The 17,340-nt window shown below is 67.2% G+C and carries 13 protein-coding genes; 11 read left to right on the top strand and 2 right to left on the bottom strand.

Features of this window, described 5'->3' with window-relative positions:
- Positions 1 to 50: 50 nt before the first annotated feature.
- The 11 genes from BTO02_RS16695 (at position 51) to BTO02_RS16645 (ending at position 15,521) form a co-directional block, all read left to right on the top strand.
- Positions 51 to 5,597, top strand: a complete 5,547-nt coding sequence (locus tag BTO02_RS16695) for an AIDA repeat-containing protein (RefSeq protein WP_075157966.1) — start codon at positions 51 to 53, stop codon at positions 5,595 to 5,597.
- A 210-nt stretch (positions 5,598 to 5,807) separates the two neighbouring features.
- On the top strand, positions 5,808 to 6,395 hold the full coding sequence (locus BTO02_RS16690) for a chorismate mutase (protein ID WP_075157965.1): 588 nt from the start codon (positions 5,808 to 5,810) through the stop codon (positions 6,393 to 6,395).
- Between the two features lie 147 nt (positions 6,396 to 6,542).
- Complete coding sequence (locus BTO02_RS16685; RefSeq protein ID WP_075157964.1) at positions 6,543 to 6,920, top strand: DUF6697 family protein; 378 nt, start codon at positions 6,543 to 6,545, stop codon at positions 6,918 to 6,920.
- A 189-nt stretch (positions 6,921 to 7,109) separates the two neighbouring features.
- The gene (locus BTO02_RS16680; protein WP_075157963.1) at positions 7,110 to 7,463 is read left to right on the top strand and encodes a hypothetical protein; all 354 of its coding nucleotides are present in this window, start codon (positions 7,110 to 7,112) and stop codon (positions 7,461 to 7,463) included.
- A complete protein-coding gene (locus tag BTO02_RS16675; protein ID WP_075157962.1) occupies positions 7,463 to 8,344 on the top strand; it encodes a 4-hydroxy-tetrahydrodipicolinate synthase family protein in 882 nt (293 codons plus the stop codon). Before BTO02_RS16680 ends, BTO02_RS16675 begins: the two co-directional genes overlap by 1 nt.
- Before the next feature lie 124 nt (positions 8,345 to 8,468).
- Positions 8,469 to 9,122 carry a GNAT family N-acetyltransferase gene (locus BTO02_RS16670; protein WP_075157961.1) on the top strand — a complete coding sequence of 218 codons (654 nt, stop codon included), beginning with the start codon at positions 8,469 to 8,471 and terminating at the stop codon, positions 9,120 to 9,122.
- Between the two features lie 5 nt (positions 9,123 to 9,127).
- Positions 9,128 to 9,541 (top strand): hypothetical protein, encoded by a 414-nt coding sequence (locus BTO02_RS16665; RefSeq protein ID WP_232243381.1) that lies wholly within the window; start codon positions 9,128 to 9,130, stop codon positions 9,539 to 9,541.
- A gap of 133 nt (positions 9,542 to 9,674) precedes the next feature.
- The gene (locus BTO02_RS16660) at positions 9,675 to 10,892 is read left to right on the top strand and encodes an FUSC family protein (protein WP_232243380.1); all 1,218 of its coding nucleotides are present in this window, start codon (positions 9,675 to 9,677) and stop codon (positions 10,890 to 10,892) included.
- 257 nt (positions 10,893 to 11,149) lie between these two features.
- Positions 11,150 to 12,682, top strand: a complete 1,533-nt coding sequence (locus tag BTO02_RS33885; RefSeq protein ID WP_075157960.1) for a cytochrome c — start codon at positions 11,150 to 11,152, stop codon at positions 12,680 to 12,682.
- Positions 12,679 to 13,164 carry a (2Fe-2S)-binding protein gene (locus BTO02_RS16650; RefSeq protein WP_075157959.1) on the top strand — a complete coding sequence of 162 codons (486 nt, stop codon included), beginning with the start codon at positions 12,679 to 12,681 and terminating at the stop codon, positions 13,162 to 13,164. The genes BTO02_RS33885 and BTO02_RS16650 overlap by 4 nt, the downstream gene beginning before the upstream one ends.
- Complete coding sequence (locus BTO02_RS16645) at positions 13,161 to 15,521, top strand: xanthine dehydrogenase family protein molybdopterin-binding subunit (protein WP_083615158.1); 2,361 nt, start codon at positions 13,161 to 13,163, stop codon at positions 15,519 to 15,521. The genes BTO02_RS16650 and BTO02_RS16645 overlap by 4 nt, the downstream gene beginning before the upstream one ends.
- An 85-nt stretch (positions 15,522 to 15,606) precedes the next feature.
- Here the strand turns inward: BTO02_RS16645 and BTO02_RS16640 are convergent, their stop codons facing one another.
- Together BTO02_RS16640 and BTO02_RS16635 are read right to left on the bottom strand one after the other, a co-directional pair.
- A complete protein-coding gene (locus BTO02_RS16640; protein ID WP_075157958.1) occupies positions 15,607 to 16,251 on the bottom strand; it encodes a hypothetical protein in 645 nt (214 codons plus the stop codon).
- Between the two features lie 120 nt (positions 16,252 to 16,371).
- Positions 16,372 to 17,265, bottom strand: coding sequence for a hypothetical protein (locus tag BTO02_RS16635; RefSeq protein ID WP_075157957.1), 894 nt, complete (start codon positions 17,263 to 17,265; stop codon positions 16,372 to 16,374).
- Positions 17,266 to 17,340: the final 75 nt, after the last annotated feature.

Raw genomic sequence — 17,340 nt, 5'->3', positions numbered from 1 at the left:
ACACGAAGAAGCACAAGAAAAGCAGCAAGGAATTCGGGGAAGAAGAAAGCATGAAGCCATTCACCTGGCGCCGCGTGCACGCCGGTCGTGCGTTCGGCCGGCGCTATCGCCGGTGCTCGCGCCTGCTCGGCATGCTGCTCGCGGCGCTGACCGTGCAGCCCTGGTTTGCGCCCGGTGCGTTCGCGCAGTCGACGGTGGCCGCGGGCGACACCGAGACCGGCGCGACGATCGGCGGCACCGAAGGCGTGCTCGGCACGACGATCGGCGACAGCGTCACCGCGGGCGGTGTGCAGAACGTGCTGTCGGGTGGCGTGGCGAACAGTACGAGCGTCGGCACGGGCGGCGAGCAAGCCATTTTTGCGGGCGGTGTTGCGCAGAGCACGAGCGTCGGCATCGGCGGCTCGCTCGTCGTGTCGTCCGGCGGCGCGGCGCGGGGTGCGACGGTCAGCGGTGGCGCCGCCATCGTTTCGGCGGGTGGCACGACGAGCGGCACCACTTTGCTCGGCGGATCATCGGAGCAGATTGTGTCGGGCGGCATCGCAAGCGGCACGGTCGTGAGCGACGGGTCGACACAAATGATCGCCGGCGGCGGCATCGCCAACGGTACGACGGTCGACAGCACCGGCGCGGTGTCGGTCTCGGCGGGTGGCGTCGCGAGCGGGACCACGGTCAGCGGCGGCGGGCGCATCGATATCTCGGCCGGCGGCAGCGCGACGCGCACGACGGTGCTGTCCGGCGGCGTCGATTCGGTCGCCGGAACCGATATTTCGGCAACGTTGTCGAGCGGCGCATCGCAGGTCGTGTCCTCGGGCGGTACGGCGAGCGCGACGACGCTGCTCGGCGGCGCGCAGAGCTTGATCGATAGCGGCGGGTCCGCGATCGGCGCGAACGTCGACGGCGGCACGTTGACGGTTTCGGCCGGCGCCACTGCGACGCGTACGACGCTTGGCGCGGGCGGCATCGACAATGTCGCCGGCACGGATCTGTCGGCCACCGTCGGCGCGGGCGGCACGCTGAACGTCTCGTCGGGCGGTGTGGCGAGCGCAAGCACGATAAATGGCGGCAGTGAGAACGTCGCCGCGGGCGGTTCGGCAATCGGCGCGGTGCTCAATAACGCCGGCACGTTGACCGTTTCCGCAGGCGGCAGCGCAACGCGCACGACGATCGACGCCGGCAGCATCGAAAATCTCGCAGGTACCGACACGTCGGCCACCGTCGGCGCGGGCGGCACGCTGAACGTCTCGTCGGGCGGCGTCGCGAGCGCGACGACGGTCGGCAACGGCGGACAGGAAAACATCGGCAGCGCCGGCTCGGCGGTCGGGGCGATTGTCAGCGGCGGCACCCTGGCGATATCCGCGGGCGGCGCGTCGCTGTCGGCCACGCTGTCGGCGGGCGGCACCGCGAACGTGCAGGGCACCGACACTTCCGCGCACATCGGCAACGGCGGCACGCAGAACGTATCGAACGGCGGCGTGGCGACGAGCGCGACCGTCAGCGCCGGTGGCCGCCAGACCGTGTCGGCGGGCGGTTCGGCGACCGGTACGACGGTGCTTTCCGGCGGCACGATCGCGGTGTCCGCGGGCGCGAGCGCCACGGGGGTGACACAGTCGAGCGGCGCAGCGCTGATCGCCGACACCTCGGCGAGCGTCGGCGGCACGAATGCCAGTGGCACCTTTGCGATTTCGGGCGGCACGGCAAACAACGTGCTGCTGGAAAACGGCGGCACGTTGACCGTGCTGTCCGGCACGAGCGCCTCCAGTACGCACATCGTCAATCAAGGTTCCGCGGTCGTGATGGCGGGCGGCTCGGCCAGTTCGACGACGGTCGGCAACGGCGGCACGCTTGCGGTGTCGGCGGGCGGCATCGCGACGAACGTGACGCAACAGGCGGGCGCTGCGCTGATCACGAATACATCCGCGACCATCGACGGCACCAACGCCGCGAACGGCACGACGAACCCGTTCTCGATCGCGAACGGCGTTGCGCAGGGCGTGTATCTCGAAGCCGGCGGTTCGCTCGATGTGCTGAGCGCAACGAGCGCAAGCGGCACCCAGCTCGGCACGCGCGGCAGCGCGACGATCGAGAACGGGGCGAGCGCGAACGGCACGACGGTCAGCAACGGCGGGCAATTGCTCGTATCGTCGGGCGCCGCCGCGACCATCACGACGGTGAACAATGGCGGCCGTCTGATCGTGTCCGGCGGCGGCAGCGCAACGAACGTCGCGCAAAACGCCGGCGCTGCACTGATCACCGACACGTCGGCGACCGTGAACGGCACGAACGCGAGCGGCTCGTTCACGATCTCCAATGGCGTGGCGTCGGACGTCATCGTCGAGAACGGCGGTCAACTCACCGTGCTCGATGGCGATTCGGCGATCTCCGCCACGGCCGGCAGTGGCGGCCGGCTGATCGTCTCGGCGGGCGGCACGACGTCGAGCGCGGTTGTCGACAGCGGCGGCATACAGACCGTGCTGACGGGCGGCAGCGCATCCGCGACCACGGTGTCGGGAGGCGGCACGCTCGCCGTGTCGGCCGGTGCGAGCGCAACGGATGTGCTGCAGCTTGCCGGCGCTGCGTTGATGACCAACACGTCGGCCACGGTCACCGGGACGAATTCGAGCAATGCGTTCGTGATCTCCGCTGGCGACGCGGAAAACGTGCTCGTCGAAAACGGCGGCCAGTTGACCGTGCTCGCGGGCGATCGCGCGAACGGCACGTCGGTCGGCAGCGGCGGCACCGTATTCATCTCCGCAAGCGGCACGGCGAACGGCACGACCGTCCATTCAGGCGGCGTGCAGAATGTACTGAGCGGCGGCACGGCGAGCGGCTCGGTGGTCGACGGCGGTTCCGAAGTCGTATCGCGTGGCGGCACGACGGTCGGAACGCAAGTCGCGAGCGGCGGCTCGCAGACCGTTTCAGGCACGGCAAGCGGCACGACGGTGTCGGAGGGCGGCAGCGTCGCAGTCGGGTCCGGCGGCGTGACGAGCGGCACGCAGGTCGGCAGCGGCGGTGTCGAGATCGTCGCTTCGGGTGGTTCGTCGCAGAACGCGCAAGTGGCGTCCGGCGGCCAGCAGAACGTGGCGGGCGGCAGCGCGAGCGGCGCGCACGTGAGCAGCGGTGGCGCACAGGCCGTAGCGTCGGGCGGTGTCGCGAACGGCACGCAGGTGGACAGCGGCGGCACCCAGACCGTCTCGTCGGGCGGCAAGACGAGCGGCACGCAGCTAAGCGGGGGCACGCAGCTCGTGTCGGCCGGCGGCACGGCAAGCAGCACCTCGGTCGGCAGCGGCGGCTCGAGCATCGTCACTTCGGGCGGCATGGCAAGCGGCACCATCGTCACGAGCGGCGGCACGTCGATCGTCGCCGGCGGCACCGCGAGCGGCACGGTGCTCGGCAGCGGCGGCAGCGAAGTCGTGTCGTCGGGCGGGAAGACCGTCGGCACATCGGTCGGCAGCGGTGCGCAGCAGACGATTGCGAGCGGCGGTACGACAAGCGGCACGGCAATCGCGTCGGGCGGGTCGCAAACCGTCGGCGCAGGCGGCGCCGCCTCGGGAACGACGGTTGCCGCGGGCGGCTCGCAAACGGTCGGTTCGGGCGGCGCCGCCTCCGGCACGATGGTCTCGTCGGGCGGCACGCAAACGGTCGGTTCGGGCGGTGTCGCGTCGGGCACGATGGTCGCCTCCGGCGGCACGCAAACGGTCGGCGCGGGCGGCGTCACTTCCGGCACGATGGTCTCGTCGGGCGGCACACAGGACGTGCAATCGGGCGGCACGGCCAACGGTTCGGTCGTCGCAAGCGGCGGCTTGCAGATCGTCTCGAGCGGCGCGTCCGTGAGCGGCACGCAGGTGCTCTCCGGCGGCACGCAAAATCTGTTCGGATCGCTGACGAATCCGGTCGTGTCGTCGGGCGGCATCCTGACGATCGGACAGGGCACGGCCGCGGGCGACCTGGTCGGCAACACGGTCAACGACGGTCTGCTCGTGTTCAACCGGCCCGATGCGATCACCTATGCCGGAAACGTCACGGGCGCGGGGCGAATCGTGCAGCAAGGCACGGGCTCCGTCGTGCTGAACGGCGACAGTCATCTGTTCTCCGGCGTGACGGAAGTGATGTCGGGCGCGCTCGCGGTCGGCGATATCGATAATCTGGGCGCGCAACTCGGCGGCGATGTCATCGTCGATGCGCCGGGTACGCTGCGCGGTCACGGCTCGATCACCGGCAACGTGGTCAATAACGGCGTCGTGATGCCGGGCGGCTCGATCGGCACATTGACCGTGGGCGGCAACTATTCGCAGGCGAGCGGCGCGTCGCTCGCGATCGAAGTGAGCCCGACGTCCGGCTCGCAATTGCATGTGGGCGGCACCGCGGCGCTGAACGGCGGGCTGCAGGTTCTGTACGACCCCGGCACGTATCAGCCGAAGCGTTATGCAATCGTCACGGCAGGCGCAGGCGTGAACGGAACCTTTTCCAGCGTGTCGAGCACGGTCGCGGCGGGCGCGCAACTCGGTGCGCTGCAGCAGTCGGTGCAATACGGCGCGAACGAAGTCGATCTCGTGCTGGCCGGCGATGCGCAGCAGCCACCCGGCGGCGATCCGCCTGCCGACGGCGGCGCGCCCGGCGGCGGTTCGGCGGGCGGCGGCACGACAGTCGTCGCGCCGATCGACACGAGCATCTTCACCGCGCTCGGCACCAACCTCGCGTTGTCGGCGCAGATGGCCAACGCCGCGCTGCTCGAGCGCTTGCCGCTTGGCGGCGCGGCGATGTCGCGCTCGTCGCGTTCGTCGCGTTCATCGGTATGGATCGACGCGACCGGTTCGCAAACCAGTGTGCACGGCACGCGTGGCCAGCCCGGCTTCGAGGCGCGCAATTACGGCTTTATCGCGGGCCTCGATCATCAGGTGGGCGCGTATACGGTCGGCTTCTCGGGCAGCTACAACCACAGCGACATCAGCGAAGACAGCACCGGCGATTCCGGTACGACCGATACGGTGCGCGCGGCGTTCTACGGCGGCCGTACGATCGGGCCCGTCGATGTGTCCGGCGTGGTCGGCGCGGGTGTCGATTTTCTGTCGCAGAAGCGGCCGTTCGGTCCGCTCGGCACCGCCGAGGGCGATCACATCGGGCAGGAAGCCACAGCGGCTGCGCAGGCAGCGATGCCGCTTTCGATCGGCAGCGTGACAGTCACGCCGCGCATCGGTATGCGCTTTTCGTATCTGCATGCAAACGGCTTTAGCGAGAGCGGCGCGAATGGCCAGGATCTGAACGTCGGCACGGACAACGTGCGCAGTTTGCAGCCGTATGTGCAACTCACTTTTGACAAAAGTTTTGGTAACCAGTTAAAGCCGGTTAATCTGGAGTTGCGGGTCGGCTACGCGCGCGAACTGCTCAGCACGGGGCGCGTCGTCACGGTCGGTGCGCAGGACGGCACGCTGTTCGCGGCGCCGGGCACGAACCTGCCGCGCGACCAGTTGACCACGGGCGTCAGCGTCGGCCTGCAGCCGACCAAAGCGTTGACCGTGTCGATCGGTTACGACGCATTGATCGCGACCAGCCATGCATCGGCGCAGGCGGCAACGCTGAAGCTTGACTACCGGTTCTGACAGTTGATCTTGCGCCGCGCGGTCTGAACGTAGGGTGGACAAACTTGTCGAAGATGCGCCGCGCTCGAGCCGTTGCGCGCAGGCTCGATGAAAGTTCGATGCTGTGGAATAAGACCTGTGCGACAGACGTTATTGGGGCTCCGGGCGCAGCCCGCGCCTTCGCGGGCCGTTGTGCCGGCGCCCGCATCCCTCTGCATAAGGACCTGACTGATGCTGAAGTTCAGTTTTCATAAATCGCGTTTTCTGGTTACTCCGCTCGCCGCCGTTCTGCTGTTTGCCGCGCCGCCGTCCGAAAGCGCGCCGACGAACAACCAGCCGTTTCTTCCGCTGCTCGACATGACCGTTGCGCGTCTCCATATCGCGCGGCAGGTCGCACTGTCGAAGTGGGACTCGCATAAGCCCGTCGAAGACCTGCCGCGCGAGGCGGACGTGATCAAGGCCGCCGCCGAAGAGGCGCGCGCGCTCGGTGTGCCGACGCAGCTCGCCACGCATTTCTTCGCTGACCAGATCGAAGCCAATAAACTCGTGCAATACGGGTTACTCGCGCAATGGCACCGCGCCGGACAGGCGCCCGACGAAAAACGCGTGGATCTGAAGAAGGACATTCGTCCGGAGCTGGACCGTTTGCAGCAAGGCTTTATCCAGGCGCTCGCCGATACGAAGACCTTGCGTGCACAGGCCGATTGCAGCACGCAACTGGCGCGCGCCACGCAGGATTACGTTACGGGTCATGCACTGGATCCGCTGTATGCGGTGGCGATGGATCGGGCGCTTGCGCGCGTGTGCGAACAGGACTGACGCAGCGATAGGCGAACACGCGACGAAAAAATACGCGTCCTTTATCGCGTCTCGCGCCGAATTGACAAGTGTTTTAGGCGGATTTCGCTATCGTCCTGGTCTCTGCGCTGAAGCGGTTTCGCTTCGAGCGCTTCTCTGGAGGCCTTTATGGACGAATTCGAAATCGGCAAAGACTATTCTCGCGAATACATTCACACCGTGTGCGGCGGCAGCAAGCACGCGTTTCTGCCGACCCGTCGCGGCAAAGTGGTGGCTGCATGTCTGCGCATGGATCTCAATCCGCAGGCGCCTGACGTGGTTCTTTGCAACAGCGGGGCGGCCGCGCGTGCCGCCGGCCGCACGCTCGCCAAACAGACGAACCCGATCCCCGTGTTTATCCGCTCGGAAACCGATCGTTTCCGTTATGTCGGCCAGTATGCGACCGACCAGTCGCTGACGGCGCCGCTCGAATGCGCGCCATATGCGCGCAACAGCAGCTTCACGACAGGGCAGATTTCGCGTGTCATCAAGTTGAAACGGTGCTAAGAGGCGCCAGACAGGCAGGCGCCGGCAGGATGGGCAAAGGGCGCTTGCATTGCCGGCGGCCGTACGGAAATTGTCAGTGTGTGCACTGCGTTTTTTTCGCGAGACTGCCGCTTTTTTGCACCGCATTTATACCCGCAGGGCTAATCTCGTCACTGTCTTGACCCACCACTGCGGGATTGACCGCTCATCATGGCTCTCTCTCAACCGTCCGAAGTCCCCGATTCCGTACGCTCCCTTTCACGCGCCGTAAAGCCTGCCGAGCGCAGCAACAATGTCATCCCTTTTCCGCTGTCGCGCGTGCTGCTGCCCGTTACGCTGATCGGGCAATCCGAAAGCGAGGCGCGCCTGCAACTCAGATCGCTGCTGCACTCGCCGCTAGGCGTCTACGTCGTCGGCACGCAAGTCGTCCGTGACGGCGTGCGCGTACTCTTCTCGATCGCCCCCGAAGACCTGGCTTTCACGATGCATACGCTGATCGCATCGGTGCCCGAGGCGCTGATCGGCTCACTCGAGCGTATCGGCTCCCTGAAAGAGGCGCACTGATGGTCTCCGGTATCTGGCTGCCGATCGTCACGCCGTTTCGCAACGGCGACGTCGATACCGAAGGCTTGCAGCGTCTTGCCGACTATTACCTGCGCACGGAGATCAGCGGCTTTGTCGCGCTCGGCACGACCGGCGAGGCGGCCCTGCTGTCCGAAAGCGAACGCGTGACCGTGCTGCAGGCGCTGCTCGACGTGGTCGGCGACCGCCTGCCGGTGCTGATCGGCGCGGGCGGCTTCGATACGCGCGACGTGGTGCGCGAGATCGGCCGCTACGAGCGCTGGAATTGCGCCGGTTATCTCGTATCGGCGCCTGCCTACGTGTGTCCCGATCAGGCCGGCGTGCAATGGCACTTCGAACAGGTTGCGTGCGCAACCGAACGCCCGATCGTGCTGTACGACGTGCCGCATCGCACGGGCGTCGCGATCGCGACGCAAACCGTCGACCGGCTGCTCGAGTTCGACAACGTCGTCGCGATCAAGGAATGCGTGAAGGATCAGTTCGCCGCGCTGCGCGGTCTGCCGCTCAACGTGCTGTGCGGCACGGACGACGCGTTTGTCGAATGCCTCGACGCGGGCGGCGCGGGCGGCATCCTCGCGAGCGCGCATGTCTGCGCGGACCTGCTCGTCGAGGTGGGCGAACTGCACCGCGACGGCCGCGACGACCACGCAAAGCGGCTTTTCGACAATCTCGCGCCGTTGCTGCGCCTGCTCTTTGCGGCGCCCAACCCCGCCGCGATCAAGGCGATGCTCGCGTTCGACCATCCGCTCACGGACGAAACGCGTATGCCGCTCACGCGGGCGTCGGCGCAACTGGTCGAGCGGCTTGCGCAGGCCCGCAACGCGCTGCAGGATCTGCGCGCCGAACTGGCGGGCGCGCATTGATGCCGGGATGGGCGCGCGCGCGATACGCGGCGGCACCGCCCACCGACCGCTACGCCTTCCGTCGATCAACCGATGTTCCAATGAAGTCAGGACTTCGAGCAACGAGCGAAGTCTGGAGGTATTCATGCACAAGCAACGCGTAGCGGCTGAAAATCAGACAGAACACGCTTCCCGCATCGCAACCGTTCAGCGTGGCAGCGGCCCCGGAAGCGTCGTGCTGCGCCGCTTCGACCCGTCGCGCGACTCGTACGGGCAACTGACCTCGATGCTGCATCGCGCGTTCGCGCGGCTCGGCATGATGGGCCTGAACTGCCTGTGCGCCGCCCAGACGCCGTCGGCGACGAAGCAGCGCGCGCGAGCCGGCGACTGCTTCGTCGCGGTCTGCGGCGGCCAGGTGGTCGGCACGATGACGCTGTGTGCGCGCGACGCGGAGTCGACCTGCGAGCACTATCGCGTCGAGCAGGTCGCGACGCTGCGCCAGTTTGGCGTCGAGCCGGCATGGCAAAGCCGCGGCATCGGCAAGTCGCTGATCGCGTTTGCCGAACACTGGGCCGCGATCCGCGGCTATGCGCAACTGGCGCTCGATACGCCTTATCCGGCCGCGCATCTGCTCGAGTTCTACCGCAGTCAGGGCTTTCGCATTATCGACGTGATGCGCTTTGCCGATCGCGATTACGACAGCGCGATTCTGAGCAAGCCGCCGGTCGCCGCGCGCACGCTCGCGAACTGGTCGCGCCGCCTCGAACTGCCGTGCCCGACTTTTCCGCGTGCCGCATGAATCGCATGAATCGAACCGGTAGCGCCGGTGCGCTGATCGTGTACGCGCGGCCATCGATGATGCTGCGCGGCATGTGCAAGGTGATTGCGATCGCGTTCGCGGTCAATCAGGTGCTGACGACCGCTTTTACGTACGTCGCGCAGCAGCTCGACAGTTCGTTGCCGCACGAGGTCGTGTGGCTTTTCAGCTGCATGACCTGCGGTTTGCTGACGCTGTGGCTGCAGGCCGATGCACGCCGCGCGTTCGGATGCGCGCGCAAGCAGGGCTATGTGAAGATCGACGAGGCCATTCGCAACGGCAACGAGCGTGCGCTGCGCATCGCCGCCGATTGCCCGAAGCGCTGGCTCGTGATTCTGCATATCGAACTGAATCCGGCCACGTTCGCCATGCACTCCGGCCGTCCGCCGCGGCAAGAATGATCGTCGAGAGCGGCCGGCACCGCTTCGGCCGCTGCTGGCGGCAGCGCATTGCGTGCGGTGCTTCCCGCCATTGCGGTGCGGTGTGCAAAGCGTCTATAAAGACACTGTGTCGATTACGGGCAGTGTCGAGGTCATGGACGATCGTGAGCAGGTCGATGCAATGCAACCGCGGCCCGACGACCGCGCGCAGGCCGGGCGGCCGCATGCCCGCCGCATGCCTCGCGGCGCCGCCGGCGCCGCGGGCGACGCGCTCCGGGCCTCTACGCGGCGGTTCCTCGCGCAACCCTTGCATGCGCTCGAGGCCTGGTTCGAGCACATCGACCCGGGCACGCATCGCCGCGTAAAAGGTCTGCGCCTCGTTACCGCGTACGGCATTGCCGCCGCGCTCGGCGCATTGCACGACGTCACGCGCGAAGTACAGCAGGGCGCGATGCTGACGACGCTCGCCGCGAGCTTCGCGCTCTGGGCAAGCGTGTTCGAAGCGAAGACCACGCGCGCCGAATCGAGCCGCGATCTCGCGCTGCTGTGCATCGCGGCCGGCATCGGCGCCGCGCTCTATGCCGCGCTGCTTCCGTCCTTGACCGGCGCGGGCCGGGCCGGGCCCGAAATCGTGCTCGTCAGCGGCGCGTTCTGCGTCGGCTATATGAAGCGCTTCGGCGTGCTCGGCGCGGGCCTTGGTGCGCAGATCTATATCGGCCAGCTCTATGCATCGGCGATGACGCTCGGACCGCCCGATGTGCCGGCGATCGCCGTGGCAGTGCTGATCGCGATGCTCGGCTCGATCGTGCCGCGTCTGTTGAGCGGGCCGGCCGAGCATCCCGCGCTGCTCGCGGCGTTTACCGCCGTGCCGCCGGTGCCGCCCGGGTTTGCACGGCGCTGGCCGCCAGAATTCGTGATGGGACTGCAGGCAGCCACAGGCGCGCTGATCGTCGTCGCGCTGAATCAGCTGATCGGGCTCGAGGAATCGGCGTGGGCGATTACCGGCTGCACGTTTGTCGTGGCCGCGTCGGCGACGGCCACCGTGCTGCGTACGCGACAGCGCATTGTCGGCACGATGGTCGGCGTGCCGCTCGGCATCGTGTGCCTGCCGCTCGCCGAGCATGCGCCGCTCGTGGTCTGGGCGCTCGCGGCGCTCGCGATGATCGTCTACGCGATGAGCCTGCCCGAGCGCTACGACGTCGCATGCGGCGCCTTCGCGTTCATTCTCATGATCACGCTGGCCGCGGACGGGGTTCACTCGGTGCCGTATCTGTTGGCGCGCTTGTGGGAGACCGTGATCGGCGGCGTGATCGGTGTGCTGGCCGCGCTGCTCATTTTTCCGTTGCGAGCGAATCGCGAAGAGGCAAAGTAGAACATTGAGCGCTCGTGCGAGATTCGCGGCGAATATCGGCGTCGATTCCGCGCAAGGCCGCTATCGCTTCAGTGGACCGCGCGCGATGTCCGTCGGGCAGCTTTTGCCCGGCCGATGCATCATACGACTCGACTGTGGACCGGAACGCAATACCCATAACCGGAATCAACCAGAGGGACAAGCGCGCAACGGCGTTGCGATAAGGCTCGCTGAAAGGATGAGCCTGTATCGTCGATGGCGCCATGTCTGGAGGTCGAATGAGAGGAAAGATCGTCTTCGTCGCTGTCGTGCTTGCGGTTGCCGCCGGGCTGTCGCGCGCATGGGAGCCCGCGATCGATCCGGCCACGGCGCCGCCTGCGCATGCGGCCGATATTGCGCAGATCGCGCGCGGCGCGCGTCTCGCGGCGCTCGGCGACTGCATCGTCTGCCATACCTCGGCGCACGGCAAACCTTACGCGGGCGGACGGCCGCTGCAGACGCCTTTCGGCACGATCTACGCGACCAACATCACGCCGGACCCGCAAACCGGCATCGGCGACTGGACGCTCGATGCGTTCACGCGCGCGATGCGCGACGGCGTATCGCGCGATGGGCATCTGCTGTATCCGGCGTTTCCGTATCCGCACTTCACGCATATGACCGCGGCGGATATCGCCGACCTCTATGCGTTCATGATGTCGCGCGCGCCCGTTCATGCGACCGCACCGCCGAACCGGCTCGTGTTTCCGCTGAATTTCCGGCCGCTCGTTGCGGGCTGGAACATGCTTTATCTGCGGCGCGGGCCAGAGCGCGCCGAAGCGGCGCCGGCCGTCGCGCCCGCTATTTCGTCGGCAGTGGTCGGTGCGGATGCGGCTCGGTCGATGCCGGGTTCGGGGGCTGCCGCCGCAGCTGCCACCGTAGCTGCCACCGCAGCTGCCACCGAACCCGCGCCGGTGCCGGCTGCGGCGGGCGCCGCCGCATCGGCCGCGGCCACCGCCGATGCCGGCGTCGCGGACAAGACCGATAGCGCCTACGCGGTGCAATGGCAACTCGGCCGTTATCTCGTCGACGGCGTCGCGCATTGCGCCGCATGCCATACGCCGCTCAACCGGCTCGGCGCCGAAAAGCGCGACGCGCCGTTTGCGGGCGGCACGCTCGAAGGCTGGGACGCGCCCGCGTTGACGAAGCTTTGGCAAGCGCCGACGCCGTGGACGCATACGCAACTCGTCGCGTATCTGCGCACCGGATTTGCGAGCGAGCACGGCGCGGCGGCCGGACCGATGCTGCCTGTCACGCAGTCGCTCGCGAAGGCGCCGCTCGAAGATGCCGAAGCGATCGCGACCTACGTGATGTCGCTGCAAACGCGCGCGGGCGCGAGCAACGCGACGACCGCTGCGGCCACGGCTACGACCGCTGCAACTACGACCGCGCATCGGCAACCCGTCGACCTCGAGGCACTCGCGCCGCCGGCGGCGCTCGCGAACGGCGCGACGCTGTTCAATGCGGCGTGCGTGTCGTGCCACAGCACCGTCGCGCCGATGACGACGCATGGCGAGCGTCCATCGCTCGCGCAAGGCACGGCGGTCAATGCGGATAGCCCGCGCAACGCGGTGCGGATGATTCTCGACGGCATCGGCTGGCACGGCAGCGCCGCCGCGCATTTCATGCCGCCGTTCGCGCAGACCTTCACCGACGCGCAGATCGCCGACCTCGCGAACTACACGCGCGCGCGTTTCAGCGCGCACGCGCCGTGGCCGGGCCTCGATGCCGCCGCGGTCGCGCGTATCAGAAAGGAGACCGCTGAACCATGATGACGCTGACCGTCAACAACGTCCGTCACGACATCGACGTCGACCCGTCCACACCGCTGCTCTACGTGCTGCGCAACCAGTTGCAACTGAATGGCGCGAAGTACGGGTGCGGGCTCGGGCAATGCGGCGCGTGCACGGTGATCGTCGGCGACGAGCCGGTGTTTTCGTGTCTGCTGCCGGTCGCCGCATGCAACGGGCGCGCCGTGCGCACGGTCGAGGGGCTCGGCAGCATCGAGCACCCGGGGCCGCTGCAGCGCGCGTTTATCGATCAGCAGGCCGCGCAATGCGGCTACTGCATCGCGGGGATGATGATGCGCGCGCAGGCGCTGCTCGAACGCGTCGATGCGCCAACCGACGAACAGATTCGCGAGCATATGCAGCCGAATCTGTGCCGCTGCGGCACGCATATGCGGATCGTCGCGGCGATCCGGCAAGCGGCATCGAACATGAGCGGGCAGCATCGGGTGGAGAGCCAGTCATGAACGATGACGCAGCAGGCGGCATCGGTACGGAACACGATATTGCGCAGAACGGCGCGCAAGACACGGCATGCGAGCCCGACATCGACGCCGGCCGCCGCCGCTTCCTGACTGCCGGCGCATTGCTGGTCGGCTTCACGCTGCTGCCGCGGCCACGCGATGCGTGGGCGCAGAGCACGACGACCGAAGCCGGCACGTTCACCACGCTCGCGCCGAAGCTGCCGGGCAGCCTGAAGACGACGCCGCAGCTCGACGCATGGATTCGCATCGACACGGCGGGCAAGGTCACGGTATGCACGGGCAAGGCCGAACTCGGCACCGGCATTCGCACTGCGTTTTTGCAGCTTGCCGCCGAGCAGCTCGACATCGAGCCGCAGTCGATCGCGCTGCTTACCGCCGACACCGGAGAAACGCCGAACGAAGGTTACACGGCCGGCAGCCATTCGGTCGCCGACAGCGGCACCGCCATCTTCAATGCGGCGGCGCAGGTGCGGGCACTGCTGCTGCAGACGGCGGCCGCTCAGCTGCATGTCGAGGCGTCGATGCTGACCACGCAAGGCGGCCAGATCGTCGCGGCAGACGGCCGCCGGCTGTCGTATGGCGATGCGGTGCGCGGCACGAATCTGCACCGGAATGCGCAGCCCGGCGTGCCGTTGAAGCCGCCCGCGCAGTTCCATGTGGTCGGCCATACGCTGCCGCGCGTCGATATTCCGGGCAAGGTGACGGGCGGCCCGAGCTATATCCAGGACATGCGCATGCCGCAGATGGTGCACGCGCGCGTCGTGCGCCCGCCCGCATACGGCGCGACGCTGGCCGCGCTCGACGCGGCGCATGTCGAGCGCTTGCCCGGCGTGCTCAAGGTGGTGCGCGACGGCAACTATCTCGCCGTCGTCACGGTGGACGAATGGCAGGCGATCGTCGCGATGCGCGAGTTGATGGCGGCCGCGCAGTGGCAGGCAGGGCCGGCGCTGCCCGATCCGTCGACGATCCACGAAACGCTGATGAAGCTGCCCGCGCAGGAAATCAGGGTTGCGGATCAGAACGGCGCTGCGGCGCCGGCTGCGCATACGCTCGATGTACGCTACAGCAAGCCGTATATGACGCACGGCTCGATCGGCCCGTCATGCGCGCTCGCCCGTTTCGAAGATGGATCGCTGACCGTGTGGTCGCACACGCAAGGCGTTTTTCCGCTGCGCGCGGGGCTCGCGGAAATGCTGTCGCTGCCGAAGGCGCAGGTGCGTTGCATCCACGTTGAAGGTTCGGGATGCTACGGTCACAACGCCGCGGACGACGTGGCCGCCGATGCCGCGCTGATCGCGCGCGCGATGCCGGGCCGCACGGTACGCGTGCAGCTGATGCGCGAGCAGGAGCACACGTGGGAGCCGTTCGGCCCCGCGATGACGACGCATGCGAGCGCATCGCTCGATGCGAACGGCACGATCGTCGACTGGCGTTACGAGCTGTGGAGCAACACGCATAACAACCGGATCGACAATGCGGGGCGCCTGCTGCCTGCGCAGCTGCTCGCGCAGCCGTTCACACCGGCGCCGCCGAAGCCGATTCCGATGCCCGAAGGCGGCGGCGACCGCAACAGCATTCCGCTGTATCGGGTGCCGAACCTGCACGTGCAGAATCACTTCTTGCCGGACATGCCGATACGCGTATCGGCGATGCGCTCGCTCGGCGCGCATATGAACATCTTCGCGATCGAAAGCCTGATGGATGAACTCGCGCTCGTCGCGCAAGCGGATCCGGTCGAATTCCGTCTGAAGCATCTCGACGATCCGCGCGCACGCGACGTGATTCAACTTGCCGCGCAACGCTTCGGATGGCAGAGGCGCGTGCCGGCAGCGGCGCGATCGTCACACGCCGGTGCCGACGGTGCAGGCGGTGCAAGTCGCGGCGTCGGCTTCGCGTTCGCCAAGTACAAGAACCTGATGGCGTATTGCGCGATCGCGATGGAGATTACCGTCGACCGCGATACGGGCGGCGTCGCGATCGAACGCGCGGTCGCCGCGATCGACTGCGGGCAGATCGTGAATCCGGACGGCGTGCGCAATCAGGTGGAGGGCGGCATCCTGCAAACGACGAGCTGGACACTTTACGAACAGACGACCTTCGACACGCGCGGTATCACGAGCTACGACTGGAGCACGTATCCGATCATGCGCTTTTCGTCGGTGCCGAAGCGCGTCGAGGTGCATCTGATCGACCGGCCCGGATTGCCGTTCCTCGGCGTCGGCGAAGCGGCGCAGGGTCCGGCAGCGGCCGTGCTCGCAAATGCGATTGCCGATGCGACTGGCGCACGTATTCGCGACCTGCCGCTGGCCGGCGCGCGATTGAAGGCGGCGCTGGCGTAGGCGGAAGGAGGCGTTGCCGTAGGTGGAAAGCGCCGTTGCCGGTTGCGGAAGGCGCCGTTGCGCGTAGGCGCCGGGCGCGAAAGGCTCAGACGGGCCGCACGCTTTTCAGCGGCCGCGCGGCGGCCGGCCGGTTCGCGACGAAGCCCGGCTCGCGCCAGTTCGGCTCGATGCCCATGAACTTGTCGAAGTACGCGATCGCAAGCGCCGGTTCCTCGACGAGATTCTCGCGGAACGACTGCCATACCGCGGGCTGCGCCAGTGCATCCGACGGCTCGATCGGCAAGCCGCATTCCTCGCGCAGCGTGCGCTTCAACATGCCGATACAGAAGTACGTGAGCATGTAGCCGGGCGGCCACCAGTGCGCGATATCGTCCGACGATGCCGGCGCGGAGCGCATGTCGCCGCTGGCCTGATCGACGACGTGCCCGAGCGGATTTTCTACGACCCGCACGGCCTTTTCGTGCAGCAGATCGCGTAACAGCACGCCGTATGCGAACTGGAAAAAGTCGCGCGGATTGCGCTGGCGATAATCGGCGTTGTGAGCGAGCGCATCGATCCATGCGAAGAAAGCCGCGGTGAACTGGCGGCTGTCGATTTCGATGCGGATACCGTGACGCGCGCCATATTCGTCGCAGCACTGCTGCAACAGCTGTCGGCATAGCGTCAATTTCTGCACGTGCTCCCATGTGCGGGGCGGCTGCACGTGGCTGTTGCGCGGCGCCTGAAACATGCGCGGCTCCTTTGCGGGCAGATTGGCCCGGGTTCGGCGATCAGCAATGAGGCAAACGGTCAGGTAAATGACCAGGCAAACGGCCAGGCAAACGGCCAGGCAAACGATCGTGCGCGGCGATCAGCACAGATGCGTCACGATATGGGCGATTTCATCGGCGAGCGCACCGACGCGGTCGCGCTCTTTCAATGCAGTGCGCAGCGCCGTCTCGCGCGCGCCGATCACATCGGCGAAAAAGCGCAGCACCGCATCGGGCTCGGTGACGATGCCGTTCGGGCACGTTTCCCTGCACAGCGACGCGACCGTCAGCATCAGAAACACGTACGCGTTCGGCTCGGTGACGAGCCACCAGGGCGCGCCGACATCGGGCAGTGTATCGAAGCGCGTGCTGCGGATCGGCTGCAGATCGATCAGCGATGCGGCGAGCTGCGCGCAGGGCCGCGCGAGCGCGCCCGGCGCCGCCGTGCCGCCGGCAAACGACGACTGGATCGAACGTTCGCGCGAACTCGCCAGCGCCGCGCGCGCATGATCGAGCGCATGGCTCACGCGGTGTTCGAAGATCAGCACATCGGTGGCGCCGCATTGCATGATCATGCGCTTCGCGGCCGCGTAGTACGACATCGAGAATTTGCGCTGCGCCTTCGTGTCGCTGCTCGATGCGCCGAGATAAGTGGTCAGCGATGCCAACGGCACCGGCGACTTCCAGTGGTCCTGCAGCGGCGGCACCGCATGGCCCGCGAACGATTCGGCGCTTTCGAGCAGATCGTCGGCGAGATGGGCCACCGATTCAAGCGACAGCGAGGGAAGCGAGGAGAGCGGCGAGCGCTGTGACGTAAGCGGCGGGCGCCCGGCCGTAGTCTGCGCCGTTTGCGCTTCGCTCGAGTTGTCGCCGCGCAGCGGGCCTGGCACATTGCGGGCCGCATAGCGCAACTGCCGCGCACAATCCTTCAGCGCGATACCGAGCTGATTGATGTCTCGCGAGAGCTGCTGCGGCAACAGCGATTTCGTCTCCATGGCTTTCCCGAAGAAAAACTCGTGCCGAACCCGGTGTGAGACCCAGCGGTGCAACGCTCTGCAAACGCTCGATGC

Source organism: Paraburkholderia sp. SOS3 (genome assembly GCF_001922345.1).
Lineage (GTDB): Bacteria > Pseudomonadota > Gammaproteobacteria > Burkholderiales > Burkholderiaceae > Paraburkholderia.
The sequence above is the reverse complement of the archived record's forward strand: the minus strand, read 5'-3'. Positions and strand labels throughout refer to the sequence as shown.